The sequence below is a fragment of the Bacillus sp. CD3-5 genome, from assembly GCF_006349665.1.
In the GTDB taxonomy this organism is placed as follows: Bacteria; Bacillota; Bacilli; order Bacillales; family Bacillaceae_G; genus Bacillus_A; species Bacillus_A paranthracis.
In genome coordinates this window covers 94,433-116,955 of record NZ_VEPX01000007.1, presented here as the reverse complement: position 1 = coordinate 116,955, position 22,523 = coordinate 94,433, and the positions used below count along the sequence as shown (strand labels likewise).

Genomic DNA, 22,523 nt, shown 5'->3' with positions numbered 1-22,523 from the left:
ACCTGCAACATGTTAGAAAGAACGTTGCGTGTATTAGAATACAATAAAGTAAAAGAACAATTACTTGAACATACAGCCTCTTCACTTGGTCGTGACAAAGTGAAGCATTTAGTGCCGAGCACTGATTTTGAAGAAATTGTAGAAATGCAAGATACAACGGATGAAGCAGCGAAAGTTATTCGTCTAAAAGGTAGTGCACCATTAGGGGGTATTACGGATATTCGCTCCAATGTGAAGCGTGCAAAGATTGGAAGTATGTTAAGTCCGAATGAACTACTTGATATTGCAAATACGATGTATGGTAGTCGCAATATGAAACGTTTCATTGAAGATATGGTTGATAATGGTGTCGAGCTTCCGATTTTAGAAACTCATGTCGCTCAAATTGTATCTTTATATGATTTAGAAAAGAAAATTACAAATTGCATCGGTGACGGCGGTGAAGTAGTCGATAGCGCAAGTGATAAACTGCGTGGTATTCGTACTCAAATTCGTACTGCGGAAAGCCGTATTCGTGAAAAGTTAGAAAATATGACGCGTTCTTCAAACGCGCAAAAGATGCTGTCTGACTCGATTGTAACGATTCGTAATGAGCGTTACGTAATCCCAGTAAAACAAGAATACCGCGGCGTATATGGCGGTATTGTTCATGATCAATCAGCTTCGGGACAAACGTTATTTATTGAACCGCAAGTCATTGTAGAATTAAATAACGCGCTTCAAGAAGCACGTGTGAAAGAAAAACAAGAAATCGAACGCATCTTATTAATGTTAACAGAAGAAGTGGCAGTGGAAGCGGATATCGTTTTATCAAACGTAGAAGTAGTTGCAAATCTTGACTTCATTTTTGCGAAAGCTTTCTATGCGAAGCGAATTAAAGCAACAAAACCAATCGTAAATAACGAGCGTTATATGGATTTAAGACAGGCACGTCATCCGCTTATTGATCCAGAAGTTATTGTGCCAAATAACATTATGTTAGGGAAAGATTTCACGACAATTGTTATTACGGGACCGAATACAGGTGGTAAAACAGTTACACTGAAAACAGTTGGTATTTGTGTTTTAATGGCGCAATCTGGTCTTCACATTCCAGTAATGGATGAGTCAGAGATTTGTGTATTCAAAAATATCTTTGCTGATATCGGTGATGAGCAATCGATTGAACAAAGCTTAAGTACGTTCTCCTCACATATGGTGAACATTGTTGATATTTTAGAAAAAGCTGATTTTGAAAGCTTAGTTTTATTCGATGAGTTAGGTGCTGGAACAGACCCACAAGAAGGGGCTGCACTAGCCATTTCAATTTTAGATGAAGTATGTAATCGTGGTGCTCGCGTTGTTGCTACGACGCATTATCCAGAATTAAAAGCATACGGATATAACCGTGAGCAAGTTATTAATGCGAGCGTTGAGTTTGACGTAAACACGTTAAGTCCAACGTATAAATTATTAATCGGTGTACCAGGACGTAGTAATGCCTTTGAAATTTCGAAACGCCTTGGATTATCTGATCGCGTCATTGAACAAGCGCGTAACCACATTAGTACAGATACAAACAAAATTGAAAATATGATTGCGAAGTTAGAAGAAAGTCAAAAGAATGCAGAGCGTGACTGGAACGAAGCAGAAGCGCTTCGCAAGCAATCTGAAAAACTGCATCGCGAATTACAACGTCAAATTATTGAATTTAACGAAGAACGTGATGAACGATTATTAAAAGCGCAAAAAGAAGGAGAAGAAAAAGTCGAAGCTGCAAAGAAAGAAGCAGAAGGCATTATTCAAGAACTTCGTCAATTGCGCAAAGCACAGCTTGCAAACGTGAAAGATCACGAGCTAATTGAAGCGAAGAGCCGTCTAGAAGGCGCAGCGCCAGAGCTTGTGAAGAAACAAAAAGTAAACGTGAAAAACACTGCGCCGAAACAACAGTTACGCGCAGGTGATGAAGTAAAAGTATTAACGTTCGGTCAAAAAGGTCAATTGCTTGAAAAAGTAAGCGATACAGAGTGGAGCGTACAAATCGGTATTCTGAAGATGAAAGTAAAAGAATCTAACATGGAATACATTAATACACCGAAACAAACAGAGAAAAAAGCAGTTGCAACAGTAAAAGGTAGAGACTATCACGTTTCTTTAGAACTTGATCTTCGTGGTGAACGATTTGAAAATGCAATGGCGCGCGTTGAGAAATATTTAGACGATGCCCAGCTTGCAAGCTATCCTCGCGTATCAATCATTCACGGTAAAGGAACAGGAGCACTTCGCCAAGGTGTACAAGATTACTTGAAGAAGCACCGCGGTGTGAAAACATTCCGTTACGGTGATATGGGCGAGGGAGGCCTAGGTGTAACAGTTGTCGAATTAAAATAGAAAACAACGAAACAAAGGGGAAACCATTATATGTTTATGGACAAACTTGCAAAAGTATTGTTAGCTTGTTGCGGAATATTTTTGGTGATTGGGGTTATTTATTTAGTTGTTTTTGCGAAGTAAAGAATTATGAACAGCGTCAATCTTTAATGGTGAACGTATCATTGGATAGACGCTGTTTTATTTAGAGATAAGAACGTATCCTTGTATAAGGCTATATGGATACTAGAGAAGGGGACTAAGAATATATGAAAAAGTTTTTTGGGGTAGCTATAGGGAGTATATTTATATATTTTGTATTAACTATCTGTAGAATGAATTTAGTTGCTTTAAATAATTTATTTACAAATAACATGATGAAGATAGTCCTTATTGCAAGTTTTACATTCGTATTAGGTTTTATGGTTTGTCTGAATATTAAATTAGAACGAAAAGGTTTGTATTATAGGGAACATGGCTATTTGCCGAAACGTTATCTAATGCAGTCAGTGTTCTGGTTAGGGATAGTTGTGAATTATAAAACTGGACCATTACATCAGGTGTATTTTCAAGGTAATCTGTTATCAAATCTATTTGATATAGCTTTTTATTATTCACTTATTTGCCTGATTATTTTTGGTCTCTATTTGTTTGTGAAGATTATAAATAGGCAAATAGAAAAGAAATTTAAAAAACAAAAAAGCAGTAGGAAACCATATTTTTATTCTGATAATCCAGTTATTAATAATAGAGATGATAAATTACATAGAGAAAAATTTGTTAATCATGTTATTAGTAACTTAAATAAGATAAATGGAGAAAATTTAACAATTGGATTTTATGGTAAGTGGGGCACAGGGAAAACATCTATTTTCAAGATGATTAAAGAAAAAATTGAGCATGCAAATAATAAGGATGAATACTTGATTTTTGAATTTAAGCCTTGGTATTTTGGGAAAGATGATCATGAAATAATTGTTGAATTTCTCGAACAATTATTAAATGAAATAAGGAAATCGAATGGATTTGACTCTGAAATCGAAAAAAATATTATTAAATATTCAAATGCCCTTTCTTCAGTCAGCTTGCGTTTACCAGGAATTACAATTAATTTTAAAGAAACTCATAGTTTAATTGAAGAAATATTTGGTGGGAAATCTCAAAGTATAAAGGATATTAAAGAGGTTATTGAAAAATCACTTAAAAAATCTAATAAAAAAATTATAGTATTTATTGATGATATAGATAGGCTAAACAAAGAAGAGATTCAAACCATATTTAGGTTAGTAAGGTTAATTTGTGATTTCCCTAACATAACATATATTGTAGCATTAGATGAAGAAATTGTAGCGTCTGCTTTAGCTGAACTACATGGAAAAGATGAAAATGTTGATGCGAAAAAACTGGGTAGAGATTATTTAGAAAAGTTTATTCAAATCCCTTTGTATATACCAGAAACGGATGTTTATAGTATGAATAAAATGCTATGGGATGGTGTAAGAGAGATATTGGAAGAAAATAATTTGTTAGAAGAATCCGAATTTCTAAATCTGGAATTCTCAAGTACAGAGAGACTAATTGATTTACAGGAACTTGAATTTACACCTCGAAATATTAATCGGTATTTAAATACTGTAAAGTTTATGGTACCACTTTTGAAATCTGAGACTAATATTGATGATTTGTTGTATTTATTACTAATTAAAATTGGATCACCAGGGTTATATGAAACTATTAAAGTTTCATCGAAAGTGTTATTGAGAATTGACTTGAAAGATAACAAGCTGAAAACGGAAATTGAGGAGAAATACCCTGATTATAAATTGATAATAAGGAGGATTTTTCCTGATTTCTGGACGGAATCTGAAGACGAAAAAAACTATGTAATAGACAGGGAAAATAGAATTTGTTCACAAAATCATTTTAAAAGGTATTTCATGTATGATGTACCGGAAAGTGAAAAGAAATTATCAGTTTTTGTTAAAAATTTGGAAATGCGTGATATAAACTCACTAAGTATAGAATTTGAGCGTCTTCTAAGTTTATATTCTGCAGAGAAGGTATTTTCGATTATTGAGTACAATATAGAAAAAATGGATATAGCTGAATATAAAAATGTAATAAAAATCATGCAGATTGCGCTTAGTAAGGAGAGAGAAAATAACTTAACTTATTATACGAATGAATATATAAGAATAATATCTATACAATCAGTATATCTAGGAACTCATAAAGATAATCCAATTATCTCTAATAGTATAGATATTTGGTTAATTAATAGAGTTTATAAAATTTTAGATGGATATTTAGAGGGTAAGCAAATTAGTACAATTCATTTAATAGAAAAAACCAATGTATCATCTTTTATATCCGTTTTAGAGAACAGGATAAAAGAATACTGCTTATCTAAAACGTTGGAGGATATTTTTGAGAAGTATAGTATTGAAGAGGGAGCACAGTTCATTTTGTTATGGGATAATATTGAAGAAATAGGGCGCAAAAGGGAAGTTATTCGTAAATGGATAAAAAATGAGGACAACTTTAAACTAGTATTAGAGTTAATTATGCGCTCTCAAACTCAAGGTGAAAAGTTTAATAGAGCTTTAAAGCAATATAAAAAGGTTGTAAAATTGATAGATATAGAAGTGCTTAACTATTATTTGAATGATTTTAAAAAGGCCGGAAAAGAAGCTCCTTTGTATTACAATAAATTTTTAAATTTACATGAAATGGTGATAAAAGAACTAAATGACAAAATTAGCGATGAAGAGAAGAGAGCTTTAGAGAATAAGTGTGAACTTAATTATGGAAGAGGAATTAAAGGAGATATAGAGATATTAAAAGAATATGGAGATAATAAGATTAAGAAAAAGATACAAGAACATGAGACTAGAGAAGCAGAATTCAATAAAAACATATATCCAGAAATTGCGAGACAGGAAATGATAGAAGAGGGAATTAAGGAAGAATTCGATTTTTAATATATGAAAAGGAATAAGCTATGAAAATCAACCAATATATAAGCGAAGCAAAATCCTGCTCAAGACGCGAAACAGATAGCCTTATTAAAGCCGGGCGCGTAGCGATTAACGGCGAAATATGTACGCACGGTGCACTTGTTAATGAAGGTGATGTTGTAACGATTGATGGACAGGTTATTGCAAAAGAAGAGAAAGAAAAGGTGTATATCGCCTTTCATAAGCCAGTTGGTATTACTTGTACAGCAGCTGATCATATTGAAGGTAATATTATTGATTATATTAATTACCCAGGGCGTATCTTTCCTGTTGGCCGATTAGATAAAGCGTCAGAAGGACTTATTTTATTAACGAATGACGGCGGGATTGCCAATCAAATTTTACACGGTGATCATGAGCACGAGAAAGAATATGTTGTTACAGTTGATAAACCTTTTACAGATTGGTTTATTAATGAGATGTCCAGCGGTGTAAAGATTAAAGATGGAATGACGAAGCCGTGTAAAGTGACGAGAGTAGATCAGTCTACGTTTCGCATCGTTTTAACGCAAGGAATGAACAGACAAATTCGTAGAATGAGCCGGGTTTTCGGGTTTACTGTAAAAAAGTTAAAGCGAGAACGTATTATGAATATAGAGCTAAATGATCTTGAAGTAGGAAAGTGGCGAGACATTACAGCTGAAGAATTAGAATTATTAATAGGACAGTTATAGGGAGGAAAAATTTTCTCCCTATATTTTTTTGTCAGAAAAAATAAAACTATTGATTTTTTAAAAAATAGCCCATATAATAAAAAACAACAAGTTTCGACAAGATATTTTATAAAAGTAATGATGAGGACATGAGTTGTATTTTACGATTCTCAGAGAGGGAAGCCTTAGGCTGTGAGCTTCCTAATACGAAAAGACAAGCTTACCACCTCTAAACTTCAAGAGTGAACTGCATGTATAATGCATTGTAATTCTTGGCGGATAAAACCGTTATCAATTTACACGAGCTATAAAATGAGCTTATTTCGTTATAAATTCATTTTATTAGAATAAGGGTGGAACCACGATTTCAACACTCGTCCCTTTGTTAGGGACGGGTGTTTTTTGCGTTCTTTTACGGGGAAGTATGCTTGAAAGAGGATATATGACGGATTTTAATTCAGAATATTTTGTTAAATTTAAATTAGGAGGTTAGTAGAAATGAAATCATCTTTAAAGTTTTCTGAGATGTTTGCAATAAGTTTAATGTTATTTGCACTATTTTTCGGTGCGGGTAATATGATTTTTCCACCAGCATTAGGACAAGGCGCTGGAACAGATGTATGGATCGCACTATTTGGTTTTGTCGTAACAGGCGTTGGATTGCCTTTATTAGGCGTTATCGTTATAGCTTTAAAGGGAGATATTAATGAGCTAGCAGGGCGTGTACACCCTATATTCGCACTAGTTTTTATTACTGCAATTTATTTATGTTTAGGCGTATTTGTAAGTGTGCCGCGTACAGGAACGGTTGCTTATGAAATGAGTGTTGCACCATTTTTACCAAGTGAAATAGCTGGTCAATCGTATCCACTTGTTATCTTTACATTTATTTTCTTTGCTCTCACTTTCTATTTAGCTTTAAACCCATCAAAATTAGTGGGCCGCATCGGTAAAGTATTAACTCCGATTTTATTAGCTGTTATTGCAATTATTGTAGTGAAAGCACTTATTACACCAATGGGTGAATTTGGTGCACCAACAGAAGCATATAGTGCTCCGCTATTTAAAGGTTTTATTGACGGATATTTAACTTTAGATGGACTTGCAGCACTTGTATTCGGAAATGTTGTAATTCATGCGTTAAAAGAAAAAGGTATTACAAATAAAAATAGCATTGCAAAAGTAACAATTTTTGCAGGATTTATTGCGGCACTTGGTTTACTACTCGTTTACTTAGCGCTTGCTTATCTTGGAGCTTCTAGTGTCTCTCTTGGAATGGGAGCCAACGGAGGGATTATTTTAACAAACGTTGTAAATCATTTATTCGGTAGTTACGGAACTCTATTATTAGGAATCGCAATTACAGCAGCATGTTTAACAACTTCTGTAGGTATTGTTGCAGCTTGCGGAGAATATTTCTCTTCTTTATTACCAAAACTTTCTTATCAAAAGGTTGTTTTCATTTTCTGCGTATTAGCATTTATGGTAGCGAATCTTGGATTAACTCAGTTAAATGCATTAGCATTACCGATTTTAATTGCAATTTACCCAATTGGTATCGTGCTTATTGTATTATCACTTGTTGAAAACTATATTCGTCTTCCTTTAGTCATGTATGTAGGTGGTATTGTAGGAGCATTCATGATTAGTTTCTTTGATGGGTTACACAATGCAAATCTTGAGATTGCAGCATTAACACCAATTTTAAATAAAATTCCATTATATAGTGTTGGGATTGGTTGGTTCGTTCCTGCTCTAGTAGGTATTGTAATTGGATATGTCTTTTCATTGTTTCAAAAGAAAGAAGTTGCTGTAGAAAAATAGAGAAAAGAGGCTTTCTATGAAAGAAAGCCTCTTTTTTTGTAGAAAAAGCCATATATAAGGAAATTCAGATATTTAAAGTTTTATACGTAATATAGTTGACAAAAAAATTATGAGTAGGCTAAGATTGATTTAGTTGTGGAAATATTGGAAGGAAAGTGAGGAGTGAAAGGTATAAGACTTTCTATAACGATATCATTTTGGTAGATAGAGGTGATAGAGTAGAAAAATGGTTAGTTTTATTTTTTTGAGCTTTATTGAGAATGATAATCAAAGGGAAATAGGGACTTATGTTAAAATACGAATCGCTCTTTATAAAGAATAGAGAGGGATATTATTTTTAACATGAATTGAGAATGATAATCAATAATATCTGTATTACATAAACAAATTACAATTAAATAAGGATAGAAGATTATTATTTTTTTCTAATATAATGAGAATAATTATCATTTTCAAAAAAGTATGGATGAAAGATAAACAAGGAGGAAGTAAGCCAAATGAGAAAGATTTCTGTATTACCCGCTTTTATTATAACGTTCGTATGTATGCTAGCTTTTCTTGTCATGCCATATGAGAAAGTTGCAGCACAACTAGCTGACGGTACTTACGATATTAACTATGTCATTCAAAAAGCGGAAAATGATTCAGCTTCAATGGCAAATGATTATTTTGAAAAACCAGCTAAGCTAGTTGTGAAAAATGGTGAGATGAGAGTGCAAATCCCGATGAATCATAGTGCTTGGATTACAGAATTTAAAGCACCTGAGAACGGGAATTTTGTTGATGCAAAAGTCGTTAGTAAAGATGAATCGGCAGATAAAAGAACAGTAGAGTTTAAAATAGATGATTTATCTAAACCAGCAGCTGCAAAAATTCATGTTGTTGTACCAAACGTAAATTATGACCATAACTACACAATTCGCTTTGCATTTGATGCAAATGTAAAAGCGGTAGGTGGAGAAAATAAAGCAACAGCTGTAACAAAGAATAACGATCAAACAAAAACAGATACAAAACTAAAAGAAGAAGTGAAAAAAGAAGAGAGTAAAGAAGCAAATAAAGAAGCGAACAAAGGAACAAATGAAAGTGGTAAAGCTGAAAAAACAGATAACCCAAAAACAGGCGATGAAGCAAGTATCGGATTATTTGCAGCGTTAATCCTTATTTCAGGAGTTTTCTTCATTCGTAAAGTACGTCAAAACTAAATAAAGGAGCGGTATTCCATTGAATAGATATTTTAAAATTGTTGTTGCGATGTTCTTAATGATATTTACATTCGTATCAACATTACAACCTCTTGCAGTTCAAGCAGCGACTCAATTAGCTGACGGTGAATATTCAATCGGTTTTAAAGTTCTTAAAGATACATCGGATGAAGTATCTAAGATGAATGATTATGTTATAAGTCCAGCTACTTTAAAAGTAAAAGATGGCAAACAAAAAGTCTCATTTACTTTAAAAAATAGTGAATGGATTACGAAGTTTATAACAGAAAAAGATGGTCAGTTTGTTGATGTAAATGTGATTGAAGAGAATAAAGAGAAGAATACTAGAGTAGTAGAATTCGATGTGGCAGATGTAGCAAACGTTTTAAATGGAAAAGTCAAAGTCGATATCGATGGGATGAATTATCATCATGTTTTTGATGTTCGCATCAAATTTGATTCAAGCAGTATTACACCAGTTCATGTAGAAAAGCCAAATGAAAAAGAGGATCCAGCAAATAAGCCAGATCCAAATGAAAAACCGGATCCAAGTCAGAAGCCCGACCAAAAGCCTGACCCAGATCAACAACCAAATTCTAACACAATTACAGATGGAGAGTACAGCATTCCATTTAAAGTGTTAAAAGATCAAACAGATGAAGAATCTAAGATGAATACTTACATGGTAAATCCAGGAGTATTAAAAGTAGAAAACGGTAAGAAAAAAGCATTTGTAACACTAAAAAGTAGCTCATTAATTAAAAATTTTCAAACGGAAAAAAATGGTGCATTTATTGATGCAAAAGTAGTGAGTGAAGATAAAGAAAAAGATACAAGAGTCGTAGAATTTGAAGTAGACGATGTATCTAAAAAACTAAATGCAAAAGTTTTTATTGAAATGGCATCAAGAAATTATAAACAAACGCATGAGGTACAGCTTTCATTTGATCAAGAAAAACTTGAGCCAATTAAGAACGAAGAAAAGCAACCGGATGAAGATAAAAAGCCAGAAGTAGAAAAACCAGATGGAAACAAGAATCCAGATGCTGACACAATAAAAGATGGTGAATACAGCATCGATTTCAAAGCTTTAAAAGATCAAACAGAAGAAATTTCAATGATGAATACGTATACAAAAAGTCCAGGCGTGTTAAAGGTAAAAAACGGTAAAAAATATGTATCATTCACATTAACGAATAGTGCATGGATTACAAAGTTTGAATTTGAGAAAAATGGTTCGTTTATTGATGCAAGTGTATTAAGTGAAGATAAAAAGGCTGATACACGCGTAGTGGAAGTAGAAGTAAACGATTTATCTAAAAAGTTAAATGCAAAAGTGAAAGTAGATATCGATTCAATGAATTACCATCATTTCTACAATATCCAATTTGCATTTGATAAAGATAGCATTCAGCCAGTAGAAAACCAAGGTGGAAACAACAACGAAGGTGGAAACGAAAACCAAGGTGGAAACAACAACGAAGGCGGAAACGAAAACCAAGGTGGAAACAATAACCAAGGCAATAACACAACCATTGATCCAAAAGCTCTTAAAGATGGTGAATATAGCATTGGTTTTAAAGTTTTAAAAGATAAAACAGAAGAAATTTCAATCATGGACACATATACAAAGAGTCCAGGTGTATTAAAAGTAAAAGATGGTAAGAAGTATGTATCGTTTACATTAACGAATAGTGCGTGGATTACAAAGTTTGAGTATGAAAAAAATGGTTCTTTCGTTGACGCGAAAGCGTTAAGTGAGAACAAAGAAAAAAACACAAAGGTAGTAGAAATAGAAGTAGATGATTTATCAAAAAAATTAAATGCAAAAGTAAAAGTAGATATTGATGCGATGAATTATCACCATTTCTACGATGTTCAATTTGTGTTTGATCAAAATAGTATTAAAGTTTCAGGTAACGAAGATGGAAACAACAACCAAGGTGGAAACAACAACCAAGGTGGAAACAACAACCAAGGTGGAAACGACAACCAGGGCGGAAACGATAGCCAAGGTGGAAATGACAACCAAGGTGGAAACAATAACCAAGAAGGAGATAATAAGCCGAAAGTAATCGTTGATCCGAAAAATTTAGTAGATGGTCAATACGATATTCCATTTAAAGTGTTAAAAGACAAAACAAATGAACTTTCAAAGATGCATGACTATACTGTGCATCCAGCAAAATTAATCGTTAAAGATGGTAAAAAGTACATTGAGATGACACTGAAAAATAGTGCGTGGATTACGAAATTCCAAACAGAAAACAATGGTCTATTTGCTGATGCGAAAATAGTGAGCGAAGATAAAAATGCAAATACGAGAGTAGTGCAATTTGAAGTAAGTGATTTATTTGCAAAATTAAATGCAAAAGTAAAAGTAGATATTAACGAAATGAACTACCATCATTTCTACGATGTACAAATCCAATTTGATACAAATAATATTGGTGCGTTAGGAACGATTAAAGAGGATCCCAAAAAAAATCCGAAGAATGATTCGAAAAATCCAGTAACTACACCGAAAGTAGATAATGTAAAAACAGTAGGAACTCCTGATTTTAACCGAAATGCAGATGGTAAAAAGAAAAACGAAGCTACAAATAATGATGCGAAAAAAGAGAAAAACTCAAAAACTGCAGATACAGCACAGCTTGGTTTATACATGGTGCTACTGCTTGGGTCACTCGCTTTACTAGTTCGTAAATATAGAGCTGGTAGATTGTAATTTTGGGAGTCTTGATGCGTTTTCGGGCGCATCAAGACTTGTTTCATATTGTTTGGAAAGGAGTGGTGATTAAGAGTGAAGAAAATTGCAAGTGTACTAATGGCTATCATTTTATTAGTGAGTATAGCTGGTTGCTCCCCACAAAAAAAAGAAACAGCGAAGCCGGCAAAGAGTGAAGATAAAGAGAGGGTTGTTGCAACGACCGTCGCTGTTACTGAAATTATGGATGCGTTAGAAGTAGATTTAGTTGGTGTGCCAACGAGTACGAAAGATTTACCAAAAAGATATAAAGGTTTAGCTGAAGTCGGGAATCCGATGAGTCCTGATATGGAAAAAGTAAAGTCGTTAAAGCCGTCAGAAGTATTATCCGTGACAACACTTGAATATGAATTAAAGCCAGTGTTTGACGGTGTAGGTATGAAAGCAAATTTTGTGGACTTAACTAGTTTAAAAAATATGCAAAATTCCATTAGTAATTTAGGTAAGCAATATGGACGCGAAAAGCAGGCTGAAGCAGTTGTAACGAAGTTAGATAAAAAGGTTGCTAGCATTCAAAAAGAAGTAAAAGGAAAGAAAGAACCGACAGTGCTTATTTTATTAGGTGTACCGGGGAGCTATTTAGTAGCAACTGAGCATTCCTATATTGGTGATTTAGTGAAACAATTAGGTGGTAAAAACATTGTACAAGGTGAACAAGTAGAATATTTAGCTTCTAATACAGAGTATTTAAAGAAAGCTGATCCGGATATTATTTTACGAGCAGCTCATGGTATGCCTGATGAAGTTGTAAAAATGTTTGATAAAGAATTTAAAACAAATGATATTTGGAAACACTTCGCTGCAGTTAAAAATAATCGTGTTTACGATTTAGAAGAGCGTTTATTTGGAACGACAGGAAATTTAGCAGCAATCGAAGCTTTAGATGAATTGAAGAAAATGATGTATCCGTGATGCATTTTCATATAAAGGAAGAGTGAAATGAATAAAAAAACTTGGAGTTTCTTCATTGTTACTGTATTGCTTATTGTTATGACGTCATTGTCAGCAATGAAAGGGAGTTTAGAAGTAGGTATTGTTGACCTTGTGCAAGGGATATTTACAGGGGCAAATGAAGATGTTGAAGTCATTAAAGATTTACGTTTCCCACGTATTATTATTGCACTGTTTACTGGGGCGGCTCTTGCTGTTTCTGGTGTGCTTTTTCAAGCTGTTATGAAAAATCCACTCGCTGATGCTGGAGTGATCGGTATATCTTCAGGAGCAAGTTTTATGACACTTGTTATTATTACGTTATTCCCGCAATTCTTTTTCTGGACACCAGTATTCGCCTTTTTAGGTGGTGCGTTTGCGTGTTATCTCGTTTATGCCTTTTCATGGAAGTCAGGGTTAAGTCCACTTCGTATTATTTTAGTTGGTATAGCTATTAATGCGATGTTTACTGGATTAAATGAATCTTTCATTACGATTTGTGGATATTTCATTAAGAGTATTAAGCAAACGACGACTTCTAATATAACGATGAAGACGTGGAGCGATGTAGAAATAATGGTTACGTATGGAACAATTGGTCTTATTCTTGCACTGTTTGTAGGAGCTTGGTGTAATTTATTATCGCTACAAGATAAGACTGCGAAAAACTTAGGTTTGCACGTGACGAGAGTTCGTCTTATTATTTCTGCTATTGCAGTACTTTTAGCGGCAGTATCAACAGCGATTGCAGGAGTCATTGCTTTTGTTGGATTACTTGTTCCGCATATTTCGAGACAACTAGTTGGTTCAGACCATAAAGTGTTGATTCCATTTTCTGCACTTGCAGGAGCGTTATTAATTTTGACGGCGGATACGATTGGAAGGTTAATTGTGCCACCTAATGAAATTCCAGCAGCAACAATTATGGCAGTCATTGGTGGACCATTCTTAATATTCTTGCTTAGAAAGAGTGATAAAGTTCATGGAAATTAAAAATGTAACCTTTTCGTATGATAATGTAACAAATCGTTTAAAGTCTGTTAGTAGTGAAATAGAGATTGGGAAAATTACAACAATCATTGGTCCGAATGGTTGCGGAAAATCAACATTACTTGGTGTTATGTCTAGAAATCATGCTCCTAATAGTGGGGAAGTAATACTTGATGGAAAAACGATTAGTGAGTATAAACCGAAAGAGTTTGCTAGAAAGTTAGCTGTTGTCCATCAACAAAATGAGGCGCCAGCAGATATTACAGTGGAAAAACTAATAAGCTTTGGGCGTATGCCATATAAAAATGTTTTTTCTTCGCAAACTGATGAAGATAGAGAAGCAATTGAGCGTGCACTAACATGTACAAATTTGCAAAGTAAGCGTGAAAAGCCAATTCATGCTTTATCGGGCGGAGAGAGACAGCGAGTTTGGATCGCGATGACATTAGCTCAAAGTACACCAATGCTTTTCTTAGATGAACCGACAACATATTTAGATATTTATTATCAGCTAGAAATATTAGAGTTAGTGAAAGAGTTAAATGAAGTGTATGGATTAACGATTGTGATGGTACTACATGATATTAATCAAGCCATTCGTTATAGTGATCATATTATCGTTATGAAAGATGGGGAAATTGTTACGAAAGGTAATCCTAATGAGGTAATAACAGAAGAAATGGTTAAAGCAATATATGGTGTAGATGTCGTTGTAAAACAAGACGAAGATACAGGGTTATACATGGTACCAATGGGAATTTAAAGGCTGGGCATAATCCGTTTTGAGGTGATAATTTGAATAGTAAGAAAGAACGGAAAAAGAATTCTTTTTTTCAACGAATACTTACAATTGTATTTTTAGGAATCTTTTTCTATTCAATGTATGAATTGGGTGGGATTTTCATGGATTATTATGAAAATCGTAAAGTAATGGCTGAAGCGCAACATATTTATAAGAGAAGTCCAATGGAAGGAAAATCAGAAGATGGGGAAGTACGTAAACAGTTTCAAGCTCTCCAAAAAATTAATCCAGAAATAGTGGGATGGATTACGATGGATGATACACAAATCAATTATCCAATCGTTCAAGCGAAGGATAATGATTACTATTTATTTCGTAATTATAAAGGCGAGGATATGAGAGCGGGAAGTATTTTTATGGATTATCGTAATGATGTGAAATCTCAAAACCGAAATACTATTTTATATGGTCATCGTATGAAGGACGGTTCTATGTTTGGAAGTTTAAAAAAGATGTTGGATGAAGATTTCTTCATGTCCCATCGTAAATTGTATTACGATACATTATTTGAAGGATACGACGTTGAAGTTTTTTCAGTATATACGACAACGACGGACTTTTATTACATTGAAACGGATTTTGAAAGCGATGCAGCGTATACAGCGTTCTTAAAGCAAATTCAAGATAAATCCCTTTACAAAACGGATACGAAATTGACGGCTAATGATGAAATTATAACACTTTCTACATGTGACTATGCACTTGATCCAGAAGCAGGAAGATTAGTCGTACATGCGAAACTAGTAAAAAGACAGTAAATAAAAAAGTATAGAATATGAGAAGTGGTAACGCTTCTCATATTCTATACTTTAAAAAAGAAATATGTTTACTGTGCTGCAGCCATTGGCATACGTACAACTTTTACATCATAGTAAGAGATTTTATTATCAAGAATATAATCTGGCATTCCGCCTTGATGGGAGTGAGCAGCTTTAAATGCTGGGCTCTTTGTCCAACCTTGGAAATCTTCTTTTGCATTCCAGCGCGTGCTAATTGTTACCTCGTCATAATCAACTGTATTTTGCGTTAGAAGAACTTCTAATCCTAAAAATCCTGGCATTGTTTCCACTTGACCTACTTTATTAAAACGATCAATTAATTTATGTCCATTTCCCTTTGTAATTTTAGCTGTATTTGTAACAATAATCATGTTTATTCCTCCTATAAGTTGTAGCCTTTATTTTCGAGAACTCATATACATTAAATGATAATGAAAATCATTATCAATGTCAATGGTAATCTTAAATTATGATAATATTTTTAATCCCGCTATTTGTTGAGCAGTAAGACCCCCACCTCAAAATTTAGCGAAAGCGAAGAAGTTAGGTGGAGGGCGGGCTGATTAAAGTTTCACTTTATGTAGTATAATATCCTCCTGTTGACTATATATTTAACTTGGTTATATATTATGTAAATAGAATCAATCGAAAATATATAGAAGTAAAGTATGGTTTATACTTTGCTGTCGCAATACTATGAACAAGGAGGGCATTATGGTTGAATCACTTTTACTTAGTATCGTTATTATTATTACATTAGGTATTGCTTCACAATGGACTGCATGGCGCTTCCAGCTTCCTGCGATTGTTGTTATGGCAGTTGCTGGATTATTAATTGGTCCGGTTTTCGGTATTATTAATCCCAAAGAGGTGCTTGGGGATGTTTTTAGTCCACTCGTATCACTCTCTGTTGCGATTATATTGTTTGAGGGTAGTTTAAGTTTAGATATACGTGAACTGAGGGGGCTATCAAAACCAGTATTTCGTATCGTTACGTTTGGTGCGTTTATCGCGTGGATTGCTGGCTCGCTTGCAGCTCATTACGTCGCTGGATTAGATTGGGCGGTTGCATTTATTATTGGAGGACTTTTTATTGTGACAGGTCCAACGGTAATTATTCCGTTGTTACGCCAAGCGCGATTAAAACCAAGAACAGCTGCAATTTTAAAATGGGAAGGGATTATCGTTGATCCATTTGGTGCTTTGCTTGCTGTATTCGCCTTTCAAATTGTAAATTTCTTAACGAAAGAAAATGTACAATTACATACGTTGCTGTACTTCTTTGCAGGTTCATTATTTGCAATGGTACTCGGTTATGTATTTAGTATTTTTATGAGCTATATGATTTTAAAGGGAAAAGTACCAGAATATTTAAAAGCCCCAATTTTGCTAGTTACGGTACTGTTATGTTTTGGCATTGCGGATGAAGTGATGCATGAAACAGGTATGCTAGCTGTGACAGTAATGGGGATTACCCTTGCGCGGATGAAAAAATATATTTCTTCTATCGGTGATATTCGTCATTTTAACGAAAATATTTCTGTGCTACTAACGTCGACTGTTTTTATCATATTAACAGCATCCCTTCCAAGAACAACGATTATGGAGATTTTCAGCTGGCCTATTATAAGCTTCGTACTTATGATGCTATTTGTTGTACGCCCTTTATCGATTTGGATATCGACAATCGGCACAGAGTTAACAAAAGCAGAACGGGCGCTAGTTGGCTGGATTGCGCCGCGAGGTATTGTTGCATTAACGGTTTCAAGTTACTTTGCGACGGAGTTATTACAAGAAGGTTATAAAGATGCTTCTATATTAACGGCACTTACATTTGCACTCGTTATTACGACCGTTTGTGCTCATGGATTTTCAATTGGGTTTTTAGCGAAAAGATTGGGATTGGCAAATACGGAGCCACCAGGAATTTTAATTTCAGGTGCGAGTACATTCTCATCTGCTTTTGCATTGCACTGTAAAGAGATGGGTATTCCAAGCTTAATTGTAGATGTATCAGAAGAGCATTTGCAATGTGCAAAGGTGAAAGGGCTTAATACATATAATGGTCAAGTACTTTCTGAACAATTACAATTTGAAGTTGATATGAATCAGTACGAATACTTAATTGCAGTTACAGATACGGATTCTTATAATGTATTAGTCGCAAATACATACGTACCGCAGTTTGGACATCATAATACATTTTTACTTCCAATCCATGATGTGGAAAAGATTGAACAAGAACGCATTTCCCTTTCGAAAAAAGCTCATTTACTGTTTGGTCAAAATGAAATTTATGAAGAATTAAATAGAAAAATTGAAGATGGTTATACGTTTAAAACGATACAAGTTGCAGAAGAACAAAAGATTAATAAAGAAGAAATCGATTCAGAGGATTTAATACTATTTATTCGCCATAGAGATGGTAGTCTTACTTTTTCAACATTGTATAAATATATAGCTGTTATGCCAGGGGATGAGCTAGTTGTACTAGCAAAGCAATAATATGGTATAGTGAAACGAGGCTGTTTTTCAGTCTCGTTTTTTAAGTGCTTCCTATAGAGAAAGCATGCAAATGGAAAGGAAGTTTTTATATGCGATCAGAAGTAACTGTAAAAATAAAACCGAAATTTATAAAAGAAATTAAAAGTGGGTATCCACTTATTTTAAAAGATGCAATCCAAAATTTAAATGATGTTCAGGAAGAAGGAACAATCATTAAAGTAGTAGATGAGAAGAACCAATTCATCGGAAAAGGCTATTATGGAAAACAAAATAAAGGGTACGGCTGGATTTTAACGAGAAAAGAGAGTGAACAAATTAATCAATCTTTCTTTGAAAGTAAAATTAAATCTGCCTTACATAAACGAAAACAATTTTATAAATCAAGTGATACGACAGCATTCCGTGTGGTGAATGGTGAAGGTGATGGTCTTGGCGGACTAATTATCGATTATTATGATGGCTATTATGTAGTAAGTTGGTATAGTGAAGGGATTTATACTTTCAGAGATGAGATTATAGCAGCTCTTCAAAAAGTAGCAAACTTTAAAGGCATTTATGAGAAGAAGCGTTTTGATACGAAAGGGAAATACATTGAAGGCGATGATTTCGTAGCAGGAGAGCGTGGTGAGTTTCCGCTTATCGTAAAAGAAAATGGTGTGAACTTTGCTGTTTATTTAAATGACGGAGCGATGGTTGGTGTATTTTTAGATCAGCGTAACGTTCGAAAACAAATTCGTGATAAGTATGCAAAGGGAAGAACTGTTTTAAATATGTTCTCTTATACAGGTGCTTTCTCCGTATTTGCAGCGCTTGGCGGAGCGAGCAAAACGACGAGTGTGGATCTTGCCAATCGTAGTTTAAGTAAAACGATTGAGCAGTTTAGTGTAAATGAAATTGATTATGAAGCGCAAGACATTATTGTAGAAGATGTCTTTCTTTACTTCAAATATGCAGCGAAGAAAAAGATGAAGTTTGATATGGTCGTACTGGATCCTCCAAGCTTTGCACGCTCAAAAAAATATACATTTAGTGCAGCGAAAGATTATAAAAACTTATTAAAAGAAACAATTGCCATTACAGAAAATAACGGGATTATCGTTGCTTCTACAAATTGTAGCGCATTCGATATGAAAAAGTTTAAAGGCTTTATCGATACGGCATTTAAAGAAATGAATGGCAAATATAAAATATTAGAAGAACATTCTTTACCGGAAGATTTCCGTACCATTGATCAATTTAAAGAAGGAGACTATTTAAAAGTAGTTTTCATCGAGAAAATTAAAGGTTAATAAAGAAAAGGAGCTCGCGTTTACTTGAGCTCCTTTTTCTTATTGAACGATATTTTGTACTCTACCGACTTGCCCGTCCTGTAATCGCACTTTAATGCCATGCGGATGGGAAGGGGAGTTTGTTAAAATATCTTTTACAATTCCACGTGTTAGTTTGCCTGTGCGTTGATCTTGTTTTAATACAATATCAACTTCAAGGCCGGGTGCGATATTAGAACGTTTTTGGCCGTTCATTTATACACCTGTACGTCTACGTTGGTTGTTTGTTTTTTTCGTTTGTTGGTTTTGTAATTTTTTTGTTTCTTGGCTTTGGTTTTTGGCATTCTGACCATTACCGTTACCTTGCTTTTTCTTTGCAAGTTGTTCACGCATTAAATCAGCTAAGCTTACTTTTTTGTTTTCTGACATGATAAGTCTCCTTTATATAAAGTTAATTATGAACTATCGTAGTAAATTTCATCATATCATTGTTAGGGAAGGAAGGGAAGTTGGTTTGAAAATTCATATAATTCTTCACAGTATTCATTCGTTACGATACAATTAAAATGTTAATGTTTGTAAAAAAGGGGATAGACATATGTCACATCATATTTTATTAGTTGAAGATGATATTTCAATTCAAGAGATGGTGGAAAAGTATTTAATAAAAGAAGGATTTCAAGTAACAATTGCGTCTGATGGAGAAGAGGGCGTGAATACATATTTAAAAGGTTCATTTGATTTGATTATCCTCGACATTATGATGCCGAAGTTAGATGGCTTAGAGGTTGTGCGAATCATTCGAGAAAAGAGTGCTGTTCCGATTTTAATGATGTCGGCAAAAGATACAGATGTTGATAAAGCTGTTGGATTAGGACTTGGAGCAGATGATTACATTTGTAAGCCATTTTCTATGATTGAATTAGCTGCACGTGTAAAGGCAGGTATTCGGAGGTCTACGAAGTATTCAGCTACAGAAGAAACAGAAAAGATGATTCAAATTGGTGATCTAACAATTGATCCAATTAATTTTACGGTTGAAAAAAACGGGAAGTCGCTCAAACTTACTTTAAAAGAATTTGAGATTTTAAAGCTATTCGTAAAGAATCAAAATCGTGTATTTACGAAAGCACAAATATACACGTTAGTTTGGAACGAAGAGTATTACGGTGATGATAACGTTATTAATGTTCATATGAGAAGATTGCGTGAGAAAATCGAAAGCGATCCATCTAATCCAGAATACATTAAAACGTTATGGGGCATCGGTTATAAGTTGGAAGTGATGTAATATGGTCAATTTGTTAATAAGTATTATTTTTATATTGTTATGTGTCATTTACATACAATATAAAATGAGAAAAAATAGTAGTAAAAATTTACGATACACATATGAAAAATTAGAAAGTATTGTAAATCAACAAACAGGCGAGAAGTTACTCGTTATGACAGATGATCTAGAATTGCAAAAATTATTAGTAGCAATTAATCAATTATTAGATGCAAAACAGAAAACGAATGCAGATCATGCAAAAGTAGAAATTTCGATGAGAAAAATGCTTTCAAATATTTCACATGATTTAAAGACGCCGCTAACAGTTATTCTTGGATATACAGAAATGTTAAATAAGGATAAAACGATAACTAAAGAAGAACAGCAAATATTACTTGAAAAGGTGCATGTGAAAACATTAGAAGTAATGGAACTAATTCATAAGTTTTTTGACTTAGCAAAACTAGAATCTGGCGACAAAGCAATTGAAATGACAAAAGTAAATATGAATGAAGTTTGCCGCGAGAAGATTTTATCTTTTTATGATTTAGTGACGACGAAAGGGTTTCAAGTTCATATTGATATACCAGAAAAAAATATATATGCACTTGGAAATGTAGAAGTATTAGGTAGAGTATTGAATAATTTAATATCAAATGCAATTACATATGGAGACGATGGAAAGACACTTGGTGTGACGTTAAGAGGTGATGAAACGAGTGTGTATATAGATGTATGGGATACAGGAAAAGGAATTGATGAATCTCATATTGATAAAGTGTTTGAGCGTATGTACACCCTTGAAGATTCAAGAAATAGATTGTACCAAGGAAGCGGTTTAGGATTAACGATTACGAAAAGGCTTGTGGAAGCGATGGATGGAAAAATACATCTTTCTAGTAAGCCATATAAAAAAACGATTTTTACAGTTGTATTAAAAAAGATGTTGTTTTAGCTTGTAGAGAATTAGATTCTACAAGCTTTTTTTCAGCGTAAGGAATTTGTAAGGAATGGGTAAGAAAAAAGAGATTTCCATTGTCTATTATAGAAATATAAAGTAGTGCGAAAGGAGAAAGCGATATGACATATATATTAAAAACAAATCAGTTAACGAAAGTGTTTAAAGGGAAGGAAGTTATTTCTAGCGTTAACATGCATGTGAAAAAAGGAGAGATATACGGTTTCTTAGGACCAAATGGTGCAGGTAAAACAACGATTATGAAAATGATCACAAATTTAATAAAACCGACGAGCGGTGATATTGAAATTTTCGGTGAGAAGTTAACGGATACATCTTATGAATTGTTAAAGCGCATGGGGACAATTATCGAATATCCAATCTTTTATGATAAATTAACGGCGAAGGAAAACCTAGAATTACATTGTGAATATATGGGGTATTACGATAAGAACGCAATTGATCATACTTTACATTTAGTGAAACTGCACGGTATAGATGATAAAAAAGTAAAAGATTTTTCATTAGGGATGAAGCAACGACTAGGTATTGCAAGGGCAATCGTGACAAAGCCAGAATTGCTCATTTTAGATGAACCAATTAACGGTTTAGATCCAATTGGTATTAAAGAATTAAGAGACTTATTTAAGATGCTCTGCAAAGAATATGGTATTACATTATTAGTCTCTAGTCATATTTTAGGTGAGATGGAGCTAATGGCGGATACAATTGGTGTCATTCAAAATGGAAAACTAATAAAAGAAGTTTCAATGAAGAGTATTAACGGAAAACAAACAGAGTACATTGAAATCACTGTTCCTGATGTGAAGCGTGCAGCTTATATTTTAGAAGATAAACTTGGCATAAAAAATTATAAAATAATGAGTGGAAATATGATTCGTGTGTATGATACAGCAGTGTCTCAGCAAGCCATTTCAAAAGCGCTTATTATGAACGATGTGGAAATTGAAAGTATTAATAAGAAACATAGTTCCTTAGAGGAATATTTCTTAAATGTAATGGATGGAGAGGGCATTCATGCTTAATGGATTGTTAGTGAATCTAGTAAGTGGATTGGTCGTAATGTTCATAAGCGGGATTTTATATTATAGGAAACCAGAGCGGAAATGGTTGTTAATTCTACTAATGATAGGAATGTTAAGCGTAGTTACTGCTGGAATTAGAATGTTAGCAGTGTAGAGA

19 protein-coding genes and 1 other annotated feature are annotated in these 22,523 nt (G+C 33.9%); of the genes, 16 read left to right on the top strand and 3 right to left on the bottom strand.

All coding sequences use genetic code 11. From position 1 onward, the window contains the following. The first annotated feature begins 9 nt into the window (after positions 1-9). The 10 genes from FH036_RS15520 to srtB all read left to right on the top strand — a co-directional run bounded on the left by FH036_RS15520 (position 10) and on the right by srtB (position 15,295). Positions 10-2,370 (top strand): endonuclease MutS2, encoded by a 2,361-nt coding sequence (locus FH036_RS15520; protein ID WP_071728173.1) that lies wholly within the window; start codon positions 10-12, stop codon positions 2,368-2,370. Positions 2,371-2,618: 248 nt separating this feature from the next. Beyond that, positions 2,619-5,330, top strand: coding sequence for a KAP family P-loop NTPase fold protein (locus tag FH036_RS15515; RefSeq protein ID WP_139895970.1), 2,712 nt, complete (start codon positions 2,619-2,621; stop codon positions 5,328-5,330). Between the two features lie 20 nt (positions 5,331-5,350). Further along, positions 5,351-6,040: a 23S rRNA pseudouridine(2604) synthase RluF gene (locus FH036_RS15510; protein WP_000700755.1), complete on the top strand. Its 690-nt coding sequence runs from the start codon at positions 5,351-5,353 to the stop codon at positions 6,038-6,040. 108 nt (positions 6,041-6,148) lie between these two features. Next, positions 6,149-6,404, top strand: a binding site (T-box leader). Positions 6,405-6,517: 113 nt separating this feature from the next. Beyond that, positions 6,518-7,843 (top strand): branched-chain amino acid transport system II carrier protein BrnQ6, encoded by a 1,326-nt coding sequence (gene brnQ6, locus FH036_RS15505; protein ID WP_000842665.1) that lies wholly within the window; start codon positions 6,518-6,520, stop codon positions 7,841-7,843. A gap of 497 nt (positions 7,844-8,340) precedes the next feature. Next, positions 8,341-9,048 carry a heme uptake protein IsdC gene (isdC, locus tag FH036_RS15500; protein ID WP_044790616.1) on the top strand — a complete coding sequence of 236 codons (708 nt, stop codon included), beginning with the start codon at positions 8,341-8,343 and terminating at the stop codon, positions 9,046-9,048. A 19-nt stretch (positions 9,049-9,067) separates the two neighbouring features. Further along, positions 9,068-11,776, top strand: a complete 2,709-nt coding sequence (locus FH036_RS15495; protein ID WP_139895969.1) for an NEAT domain-containing protein — start codon at positions 9,068-9,070, stop codon at positions 11,774-11,776. A 75-nt stretch (positions 11,777-11,851) separates the two neighbouring features. Further along, on the top strand, positions 11,852-12,727 hold the full coding sequence (isdE, locus tag FH036_RS15490; protein ID WP_000717360.1) for a heme ABC transporter substrate-binding protein IsdE: 876 nt from the start codon (positions 11,852-11,854) through the stop codon (positions 12,725-12,727). A gap of 27 nt (positions 12,728-12,754) precedes the next feature. Continuing rightward, positions 12,755-13,738, top strand: a complete 984-nt coding sequence (locus FH036_RS15485; protein WP_001036822.1) for a FecCD family ABC transporter permease — start codon at positions 12,755-12,757, stop codon at positions 13,736-13,738. Next, the gene (locus FH036_RS15480; protein ID WP_000403755.1) at positions 13,728-14,498 is read left to right on the top strand and encodes an ABC transporter ATP-binding protein; all 771 of its coding nucleotides are present in this window, start codon (positions 13,728-13,730) and stop codon (positions 14,496-14,498) included. Before FH036_RS15485 ends, FH036_RS15480 begins: the two co-directional genes overlap by 11 nt. 32 nt (positions 14,499-14,530) lie before the next feature. Then, positions 14,531-15,295: a class B sortase gene (srtB, locus tag FH036_RS15475; RefSeq protein WP_001086117.1), complete on the top strand. Its 765-nt coding sequence runs from the start codon at positions 14,531-14,533 to the stop codon at positions 15,293-15,295. A 68-nt stretch (positions 15,296-15,363) separates the two neighbouring features. On the opposite strand, the gene isdG is transcribed toward srtB, so the two are convergent. After that, positions 15,364-15,687, bottom strand: coding sequence for a heme oxygenase (gene isdG, locus FH036_RS15470; RefSeq protein ID WP_000587815.1), 324 nt, complete (start codon positions 15,685-15,687; stop codon positions 15,364-15,366). Positions 15,688-16,030: 343 nt separating this feature from the next. On the opposite strand from isdG, the gene FH036_RS15465 reads away from it, so the two are divergent. Both FH036_RS15465 and FH036_RS15460 read left to right on the top strand, forming a co-directional pair. Beyond that, on the top strand, positions 16,031-17,821 hold the full coding sequence (locus FH036_RS15465; protein WP_000230341.1) for a cation:proton antiporter: 1,791 nt from the start codon (positions 16,031-16,033) through the stop codon (positions 17,819-17,821). A gap of 89 nt (positions 17,822-17,910) precedes the next feature. Then, positions 17,911-19,110, top strand: coding sequence for a class I SAM-dependent rRNA methyltransferase (locus tag FH036_RS15460; protein ID WP_001255965.1), 1,200 nt, complete (start codon positions 17,911-17,913; stop codon positions 19,108-19,110). 39 nt (positions 19,111-19,149) lie between these two features. Here FH036_RS15460 and FH036_RS15455 read toward each other — a convergent pair whose 3' ends face one another. Both FH036_RS15455 and FH036_RS27150 read right to left on the bottom strand, forming a co-directional pair. Further along, positions 19,150-19,344 (bottom strand): YwbE family protein, encoded by a 195-nt coding sequence (locus FH036_RS15455; RefSeq protein ID WP_001014310.1) that lies wholly within the window; start codon positions 19,342-19,344, stop codon positions 19,150-19,152. Next, the gene (locus FH036_RS27150; RefSeq protein WP_001293578.1) at positions 19,345-19,518 is read right to left on the bottom strand and encodes a hypothetical protein; all 174 of its coding nucleotides are present in this window, start codon (positions 19,516-19,518) and stop codon (positions 19,345-19,347) included. It lies immediately after the preceding gene. A gap of 169 nt (positions 19,519-19,687) precedes the next feature. Here FH036_RS27150 and FH036_RS15450 point away from each other — a divergent pair, with 169 nt between their 5' ends. From FH036_RS15450 to FH036_RS27145, 4 genes are all read left to right on the top strand, one after another. Beyond that, positions 19,688-20,380: a response regulator transcription factor gene (locus FH036_RS15450; protein ID WP_000018027.1), complete on the top strand. Its 693-nt coding sequence runs from the start codon at positions 19,688-19,690 to the stop codon at positions 20,378-20,380. Position 20,381: 1 nt separating this feature from the next. Next, on the top strand, positions 20,382-21,317 hold the full coding sequence (locus tag FH036_RS15445; RefSeq protein ID WP_000247687.1) for a HAMP domain-containing histidine kinase: 936 nt from the start codon (positions 20,382-20,384) through the stop codon (positions 21,315-21,317). A 125-nt stretch (positions 21,318-21,442) separates the two neighbouring features. Next, complete coding sequence (locus FH036_RS15440; RefSeq protein WP_139895968.1) at positions 21,443-22,366, top strand: ABC transporter ATP-binding protein; 924 nt, start codon at positions 21,443-21,445, stop codon at positions 22,364-22,366. After that, positions 22,359-22,520, top strand: coding sequence for a hypothetical protein (locus tag FH036_RS27145; RefSeq protein ID WP_000931774.1), 162 nt, complete (start codon positions 22,359-22,361; stop codon positions 22,518-22,520). The genes FH036_RS15440 and FH036_RS27145 overlap by 8 nt, the downstream gene beginning before the upstream one ends. The last annotated feature ends 3 nt before the right edge of the window (positions 22,521-22,523 follow it).

Bases quoted from the DNA above. Each gene is read 5' to 3' on its own strand.
- FH036_RS15515 (WP_139895970.1), top strand. From the start codon at position 2,619: ATGAAAAAGTTTTTTGGGGTAGCTATAGGGAGTATATTTATATATTTT.
- FH036_RS27145 (WP_000931774.1), top strand. From the start codon at position 22,359: ATGCTTAATGGATTGTTAGTGAATCTAGTAAGTGGATTGGTCGTAATG.
- FH036_RS15455 (WP_001014310.1), bottom strand. From the start codon at position 19,344: ATGAACGGCCAAAAACGTTCTAATATCGCACCCGGCCTTGAAGTTGAT.
- FH036_RS15440 (WP_139895968.1), top strand. From the start codon at position 21,443: ATGACATATATATTAAAAACAAATCAGTTAACGAAAGTGTTTAAAGGG.
- FH036_RS15450 (WP_000018027.1), top strand. From the start codon at position 19,688: ATGTCACATCATATTTTATTAGTTGAAGATGATATTTCAATTCAAGAG.
- FH036_RS15510 (WP_000700755.1), top strand. From the start codon at position 5,351: ATGAAAATCAACCAATATATAAGCGAAGCAAAATCCTGCTCAAGACGC.
- FH036_RS15445 (WP_000247687.1), top strand. From the start codon at position 20,382: ATGGTCAATTTGTTAATAAGTATTATTTTTATATTGTTATGTGTCATT.
- FH036_RS15465 (WP_000230341.1), top strand. From the start codon at position 16,031: ATGGTTGAATCACTTTTACTTAGTATCGTTATTATTATTACATTAGGT.
- FH036_RS15485 (WP_001036822.1), top strand. From the start codon at position 12,755: ATGAATAAAAAAACTTGGAGTTTCTTCATTGTTACTGTATTGCTTATT.
- FH036_RS15460 (WP_001255965.1), top strand. From the start codon at position 17,911: ATGCGATCAGAAGTAACTGTAAAAATAAAACCGAAATTTATAAAAGAA.
- isdC (WP_044790616.1), top strand. From the start codon at position 8,341: ATGAGAAAGATTTCTGTATTACCCGCTTTTATTATAACGTTCGTATGT.
- FH036_RS15520 (WP_071728173.1), top strand. From the start codon at position 10: ATGTTAGAAAGAACGTTGCGTGTATTAGAATACAATAAAGTAAAAGAA.
- isdG (WP_000587815.1), bottom strand. From the start codon at position 15,687: ATGATTATTGTTACAAATACAGCTAAAATTACAAAGGGAAATGGACAT.
- brnQ6 (WP_000842665.1), top strand. From the start codon at position 6,518: ATGAAATCATCTTTAAAGTTTTCTGAGATGTTTGCAATAAGTTTAATG.
- FH036_RS27150 (WP_001293578.1), bottom strand. From the start codon at position 19,518: ATGTCAGAAAACAAAAAAGTAAGCTTAGCTGATTTAATGCGTGAACAA.
- FH036_RS15480 (WP_000403755.1), top strand. From the start codon at position 13,728: ATGGAAATTAAAAATGTAACCTTTTCGTATGATAATGTAACAAATCGT.